The 4,459-nt window shown below is 67.3% G+C and carries 5 protein-coding genes; 4 read left to right on the top strand and 1 reads right to left on the bottom strand.

The window, feature by feature from the left end:
- The first annotated feature begins 267 nt into the window (after positions 1 to 267).
- The 4 genes from folD to IBX53_RS14910 all read left to right on the top strand — a co-directional run bounded on the left by folD (position 268) and on the right by IBX53_RS14910 (position 3,370).
- Positions 268 to 1,125, top strand: a complete 858-nt coding sequence (folD, locus tag IBX53_RS14925) for a bifunctional methylenetetrahydrofolate dehydrogenase/methenyltetrahydrofolate cyclohydrolase FolD (RefSeq protein WP_290910806.1) — start codon at positions 268 to 270, stop codon at positions 1,123 to 1,125.
- 109 nt (positions 1,126 to 1,234) lie between these two features.
- Positions 1,235 to 1,702, top strand: a complete 468-nt coding sequence (locus IBX53_RS14920) for an S-ribosylhomocysteine lyase (protein ID WP_290910803.1) — start codon at positions 1,235 to 1,237, stop codon at positions 1,700 to 1,702.
- Positions 1,699 to 2,445 (top strand): 5'-methylthioadenosine/S-adenosylhomocysteine nucleosidase, encoded by a 747-nt coding sequence (mtnN, locus tag IBX53_RS14915; protein ID WP_290910800.1) that lies wholly within the window; start codon positions 1,699 to 1,701, stop codon positions 2,443 to 2,445. Before IBX53_RS14920 ends, mtnN begins: the two co-directional genes overlap by 4 nt.
- Complete coding sequence (locus IBX53_RS14910) at positions 2,423 to 3,370, top strand: alpha/beta hydrolase (RefSeq protein WP_290910798.1); 948 nt, start codon at positions 2,423 to 2,425, stop codon at positions 3,368 to 3,370. Before mtnN ends, IBX53_RS14910 begins: the two co-directional genes overlap by 23 nt.
- 20 nt (positions 3,371 to 3,390) lie before the next feature.
- Here the strand turns inward: IBX53_RS14910 and pyrC are convergent, their stop codons facing one another.
- The gene (gene pyrC / locus IBX53_RS14905; RefSeq protein ID WP_290910809.1) at positions 3,391 to 4,428 is read right to left on the bottom strand and encodes a dihydroorotase; all 1,038 of its coding nucleotides are present in this window, start codon (positions 4,426 to 4,428) and stop codon (positions 3,391 to 3,393) included.
- Positions 4,429 to 4,459 lie beyond the last annotated feature (31 nt).

The raw sequence follows: 4,459 nt of genomic DNA, 5'->3' as shown, positions 1-4,459 counted from the left end.
ATTCGAACCCCCGACATCCTGCTCCCAAAGCAGGCGCGCTACCAGACTGCGCTACACTCCGCCGCGATCCAACTCACCTGACGCCACCGCAGGGGCCTCATCGAGCGATGCGTATTCTACGTGACTTTCCCCTTTGGTCAAGCACCTGGATCCCCCTCATTGGGAGCCGTGCTTTGTTTCACCGGCGCGGCATGCGAAAATCACGCCTCCTTCGTTGCGGGCCGGCCATGGGCCTGCCCACTCCATCCAGCCACCCGAGGAAGCGCGATGTCCGCCCAACTGATCGATGGCAAGTCCATAGCCGCCCGAGTCCGCCAGCAGGTCGCACGCCAGGTTCAGGCACGCCGCGACGCCGGGGCCCGAGCGCCGGGGCTTGCCGTGGTGCTGGTGGGCGAGGACGCCGCCTCCGCGGTCTACGTGCGCAACAAGCACCATGCCTGCGTCGAGGCCGGCATCCGATCCTTCAGCCATACGCTGACCACCGAGACCACTCAGCTCGAGCTCGAAAGCCTGGTGGATCTCCTGAATGCCGACCCGGCCGTGGATGGGATCCTGGTGCAACTGCCACTGCCCGCCCACCTCGATGCCCGACCGATCCTCGAGCGCATCCGCCCCGACAAGGACGTGGATGGTTTCCATCCCTACAACCTCGGTCGCCTCGCCCAGCGTCTGCCCATGCTGCGCCCCTGCACCCCCAAGGGCGTGATGACACTGCTCGAGCAGTCCGACCTCAGGGTACGGGGCCTGGACGCCACCGTGGTCGGCGCTTCCAACATTGTCGGTCGACCCATGGCGCTGGAGCTGATGCTGGCCGGCTGCACCACCACCGTCTGCCATCGCTTCACCCGCAACCTCGAGGAACACGTGCGCCGTGCCGACCTGCTGGTGGTGGCCGTGGGCAAGCCAGGGCTGGTCAAGGGTGAGTGGGTCAAGGAGGGCGCCATCGTCATCGACGTCGGGATAAACCGCCTTGAAGACGGCCGCCTGGTGGGCGATGTCGATTTCGCTGCTGCCGCCGAGCGCGCCAGCTGGATCACCCCGGTGCCCGGGGGCGTGGGCCCCATGACCGTCGCCACCCTGCTGGAGAACACCCTGCAGGCCGCCGACATGCACGACGCCGGCTAGGTCAAACACCATTTTTCTCGAGATTCACAGGATCCCGGGGCAGACTTCCCCTGGGGGCATTGACCCCGGCATCAGAACTGACACAAAGAACTGACACAAGGACTCCGCGATGAGCGACAAGAAGATGAACGTCGAGAGCTTCAACCTTGATCACACCAAGGTTAAGGCTCCCTATGTTCGCCTCGCCGACATCAAGACCGGCGAGAACGGCGACACCATCCACAAGTACGATATGCGCATCTGCCAGCCCAACCAGGCGCACATGGAGATGCCGGCGCTGCACTCCCTGGAGCACCTGATGGCGGAGCTGTCGCGCAACCACACCGACAAGGTGGTCGACATCAGTCCCATGGGCTGCCAGACCGGGTTCTACGTGGCGATGATCAACCACGGCGATTACGAGGGTGTACTGACGCTGCTCGAGAAGACCCTCGAGGACGTCCTGGTGGCCGACGAGGTACCCGCCTGCAACGAGATGCAGTGCGGCTGGGCGGCCAGCCACAGCCTGGAAGGCGCCCAGGATATTGCCCGGGGCTTCCTGGCCAAGCGCAATGAATGGACTCAGGTATTCGCATGAAACGCATCGGCATCATCGGCGCCATGGCCCAGGAGGTGGAGCACCTGGCTTCGCTGCTTGAGGGGCGGCAGTCCCGAACCCATGTGGGCTCCACCTTCCACAGCGGCCTGCTGCATGGGGTCGAGGTGGTGATCCTGCAGTCCGGCATCGGCAAGGTGAACGCCGCGGTGGGCACTACCCTGCTGCTGGATATCTACAGGCCCGACGCGGTGATCAACACCGGTTCCGCCGGTGGCTTCGGCAAGGGCTTGGCGATCGGTGACGTGGTGATCTCCAGCGAGGTACGGCATCACGACGTGGACGCCGTGGTGTTCGGGTACGAGCACGGCCAGGTGCCGCAGATGCCGGCCGCCTACCTGCCTGACCCGCGGCTGGTGGCCATCGCCCGGGAGTGCGTGGAGTCCCTGGGCGAGGTCAATGTGGTGGAGGGCCTGATCGCCACCGGCGACGTCTTCATGGCCTGCCCCAACCTGGTGGAGCAGACCCGCCGTCGCTTCCCCACCATGCTCGCCGCCGAGATGGAGGCCGCGGCCATCGCCCAGACTTGCCTGCTCTACGACTGCCCCTTCGTGGTCATCCGCGCCCTCTCCGACATCGCCGGCGGCGGCGACAACCACGTCTCCTTCGAGGCGTTCCTGGTGAAGGCCGCCACCCACTCGGCCCACATGGTGGAGGCGATGGTGAAGCGCCTGGCCAACCTATCCGAGGAGCAGCCCAGCGATGCCCTGGCCGAGAGGGCCTGAGTCCCGCCTGACCCATCCGCCGCCGCGCCAGTGGGTGCCGGCGCTGCTGTTGGTCGGCACGCTGCTGGCCGGCTGCGGCGCCACGCACCTCAGAGACGGGCCCACGCCAATGATGACGGACGCGCCCGACGCCCCGGCGCTGGCCTTCGATGCATTCCCCGACCGGACCTACACCCCTCCCGACTGGCCTCGGTCACTCAGCGCCAAGGTGTTGCTGCCCCGTTCAGAGAACGAGGCGCTGCGTCCCGCCGCCCTGCTGGTTCACGGCGGCGGCTGGCAGAACCGCGGCCCGCAGGACATGACCGGCATCGCCGAGCAGCTGGCCGTCCGGGGCTATGTCACCGTCAACATCGAACATCGCTTCGCCCCGGAGCATCGCTTCCCCGCACAGCTGCACGACCTGCAGCAGGCCATGGCCTGGATCCACGCCAACGCCGAGACGTGGCGCGTGGACACCGACCGCATCGTCGGCGTGGGCTTCTCCTCGGGCGCCCACCTGGTCAGCCTGCTGGCCCTGGCAGGAGCGGAAGGGCCACTGGCCGAGCCCCATGGTGGCGAGCACGCCAGGCTCGCCGCCGTACTGGCCGGCGGCATCCCCAGCGACCTGTTCAAGTTTCCCGACGGCCGGCTGGTGGTGGAGTTCCTCGGCGGCACACGGGCCGAGGTGCCCGAGCAATATGCGCTCGCCTCACCGGCCCGCCAGGTACGATCGAACGCCCCACCCTTCTTCCTGTTCCACGGGACCTGGGACCGCCTGGTCCCCCTCGACCACGCCACCGACTTTCGTGCCGCGCTCGAGGCACGGGGGGTGGAGAACGAGCTCTACCTCCAGCACGGCCGCGGCCACTTCCTCAGCTTCCTGACTCGCGGCCGCGCCATCGGCGCTGGTCTCGACTTCCTGGACCGGCAGGTGAACGGCCCATAGCACTTGGCGTCAGCGCGGCGCTAGTACTGAAGCCTCCACATCAGCGTCTCACCGGCGCACAGCGGCACGATACGCTGGGCACCGGCATAGGGCAGCGACTCGGGCAGCTGCCAGGGTTCGCGCACCAGGGTGATGGCATCGGCATTGCGCGCCATCCCGTAGAAGTCGGGGCCGAAGTGGCTGGCGAAGCCTTCCAGGCGGTCCAGGGCGCCGGCCTGCTCGAACGCCGTGGCGTAGAGCTCGATGGCGGCCGGTGCGGTATAGGCCCCGGCGCAGCCGCAGGCACTCTCCTTGTCGCCCTGAGCGTGGGGCGCGCTATCGGTACCGAGAAAGAACTTCGGGCTACCGGAGGTGGCCGCCGCCAGCAGCGCCTGGCGGTGACGCTCACGCTTGAGGATCGGCAGGCAGTAGTAGTGAGGACGAATGCCGCCCACCAGCATGTGGTTGCGATTGAACAGCAGGTGGTGGACGGTGATGGTCGCCGCCACGTTGGCGGGCGCCGCGGCCACGAACTCGGCGGCATCGGCGGTGGTGATGTGCTCGAATACCACCCGGAGGTCCGGGTGACGTTCGAGCAGCGGCTTCATGACCCGCTCGATGAACACCGCCTCGCGATCGAAGATATCGATGTCGGCGCCGGTCACCTCGCCATGCACCAGCAGCGGGATACCCAGGCGCGCCATGGCGGCGATCGCCGCATTGCAATGCGCCAGATCGGTCACACCGGAATCGGAGTTGGTGGTGGCCCCGGCAGGATAGAGCTTCACCGCATGCACCAGGCCGCTTTCGTGGGCGCGCTCGATCTCCTCGGCCGGTGTGTTATCCGTGAGGTAGAGGGTCATCAGCGGCTCGAAGCGGCTGCCCTGGGGCAGCACGGCCAGGATGCGCTGGCGGTAGTCCTGTGCCTGCTCGGTGGTGGTCACCGGCGGCCGCAGGTTAGGCATGATGATGGCACGCCCCATCTGGCGGGCCGAGGCGCCGACCACGGCGGCCAGGGCGTCGTCATCGCGCAGGTGCAGGTGCCAGTCATCGGGGCGGGTCAGGGTCAGTGAGGTCACGTCGGGTCCTGTCTCGGCTGGAACGTTCACG

The sequence above is a fragment of the Halomonas sp. genome (assembly GCF_014859505.1).
Lineage (GTDB): Bacteria > Pseudomonadota > Gammaproteobacteria > Pseudomonadales > Halomonadaceae > Halomonas.
Note: the sequence above shows the minus strand (reverse complement) of the source record. Positions and strands in the feature narration are given on the sequence as shown.

Coding starts and splice junctions, on each gene's coding strand:
- mtnN (WP_290910800.1), top strand. CDS start 1,699: ATGAAACGCATCGGCATCATCGGCGCCATGGCCCAGGAGGTGGAGCAC.
- IBX53_RS14920 (WP_290910803.1), top strand. CDS start 1,235: ATGAGCGACAAGAAGATGAACGTCGAGAGCTTCAACCTTGATCACACC.
- IBX53_RS14910 (WP_290910798.1), top strand. CDS start 2,423: ATGCCCTGGCCGAGAGGGCCTGAGTCCCGCCTGACCCATCCGCCGCCG.
- folD (WP_290910806.1), top strand. CDS start 268: ATGTCCGCCCAACTGATCGATGGCAAGTCCATAGCCGCCCGAGTCCGC.